This window comes from Lysobacter sp. yr284, from assembly GCF_900107375.1.
Lineage (GTDB): Bacteria > Pseudomonadota > Gammaproteobacteria > Xanthomonadales > Xanthomonadaceae > Lysobacter.
This window is the reverse complement of the sequence record NZ_FNPT01000003.1, coordinates 296630-298477: the sequence shown is the minus strand read 5'-3', so window position 1 is coordinate 298477 and position 1848 is coordinate 296630. Positions and strand designations below refer to the sequence as shown.

The following is a 1848-nucleotide window of genomic DNA, read 5'->3' as shown; positions in this document are numbered from 1 at the left end:
CCTTCGAAACTCCCGGTACGACAGATGATCGATCTCGACCGGCCCGGCGCGAGGCCGGACGCCGCTGACGCAGACCCGTCGGGCGCGAAGCGCCCGGCGGTCCGCACGTGGCGATCAACTCGGGTCGAGGGCTGAGACAGGAAGACTGGCGGCGGCGCACGCGCAGGCGCGCAGGAACCCGGAACTGTGACGTCGAACGAAGTTGCTTGCCTGCAGCGAAGGCGCGCGGGGCGACGGCATCGACGCGTGCGCGCGCGCTTGCGCCAAGTCGGCGACGCGCGCGCGATCCTGGACAGCGCGGTTCGCGGCCGCGTCGAAGACGCCGACGATAACGGCGCCCACGAGTTGCGGATCAGTGTGCCCGCCGAGGCGGCGCGGCTGCGGCGGTTCCTGGCAGTTCTGACAGGTGCGCCCTGCGCGCCGCGACCCGGCGCTGGCGGAACCGCGGTGCGGCTGCGCGTGCGATGACGTGACTCTGAATTCGAACATCGCCTGCGCAGACATCCAGTGCTCCGTGCCGAGATCCGACTATGCGACTGACTATGCGTCTATTGCGTTTAATGCGTTGCGTAAACACACGCTTCGCTACAGCGTTTGGCATCCTCGTACGATTGCCAGCCGTCGTCAAGGCGCGCGGAGCGCGGCGCGCGCGACCGCAGCGAAGCGCATTCGCAACGTTGCCGACGCGCGAGCCTGTTCATCGTTCCTGGAGACGGTTCGACGCCGAAACGATGCGCCGATCGGCGGGTTTGAGCCGATGGCCGGCCGCTGTCCGACGCGCGGCGCAGCGTTGCGAACGCGCGCGCCCACGACAGCATGCGCTCGCGTATGCACCGCGCCGAGGCCGGTTCATTGAACGAGGTCGACGCTCCCGCCGGGATTGAACCGCGCCAGCCGCGGGCGCGGCGCCAACACCAGCGCGCGGTGCCGGGCGAACTGCGCCTGCATGCCCCAGACCCGGTCGGCGAACGCGTGCGCCAACGCCTGGCCGTAGGCCTGCGCATAGTCCTGCCGGCACAGCAGGAACTTCGCCGCCGCGGCGATGTCCTCGCGGTCGACGACGCAGAACACCGCCCATTGCGGATCGGCCTGCAGCGCCTGGGCGACGGCGATGCCCAGTTCCGGATAGGCCGGGCTGAGCATGTCGTCCAGGCAGATCACGCCCCACGGCGCCATGCACGCGAACGCCAGCGCCAGGTCGCGCGCCAGCGATTGCGGCTGGTGGTCGCCGTCGATATGGAAGAAGCGGATCGCGCGCCCGCCCTCGCCGACGCCGAGGCGTTGTGGCGCGAGCCGGCGGCTGTCGGCGCAGATCATCTCGACCCGATCGGCCAGGCCCAGGCGTTCAAGCCGCTCGCGCAGCCGCAGGCCGACGTGGATGTCGGGCCAGTCGTAGAGATCGATCGCCAGGGCCCGCTCGCCGGGCTGCAGGCCCAGCGCCAGCGCGATCAGGAAACGGCCTTCGAACGCGCCGATCTCGGCCGCGTCGCCGCCCCAGCCGCGTTCGCGCTGCAGCCGCATCGTCGCCGCGCACACCTGCGCGGCGAACGCCGACGACATGCCGGGGACGGCGTCGTAGTGCTCCCGCATATAGCGATCGAACGTCAACGGCGCCGACGACATGCCCGCCTTCCTCCTATGAAAGCCAACGGACCCCGACGGCGAAGCGCCTGCGCGGTCGCGGCCGACAGCCAGCCAATGCGCGTCGGTGCGCTCCCCCCGAGCGCGTCGCGACTCTAGCACGGCCGCATGTCCGGTCAAGCCGCATCGCGGCAGGCCGCGCTGCGCGCCGCGCGGGCGCTCGCGACGGCGACGGCGACGACGCGCGGCCGCATCGCGCTCGCACTG

General features: G+C 71.3%; 2 protein-coding genes. Both read right to left on the bottom strand.

Going from position 1 to position 1848, the window contains the following annotated elements; translation table 11 throughout:
* Positions 1–114: 114 nt before the first annotated feature.
* Complete coding sequence (locus BLV01_RS26190; RefSeq protein ID WP_175485820.1) at positions 115–504, bottom strand: hypothetical protein; 390 nt, start codon at positions 502–504, stop codon at positions 115–117.
* Between the two features lie 345 nt (positions 505–849).
* Complete coding sequence (locus tag BLV01_RS08200; protein ID WP_091796396.1) at positions 850–1623, bottom strand: class I SAM-dependent methyltransferase; 774 nt, start codon at positions 1621–1623, stop codon at positions 850–852.
* Between the last annotated feature and the right edge of the window lie 225 nt (positions 1624–1848).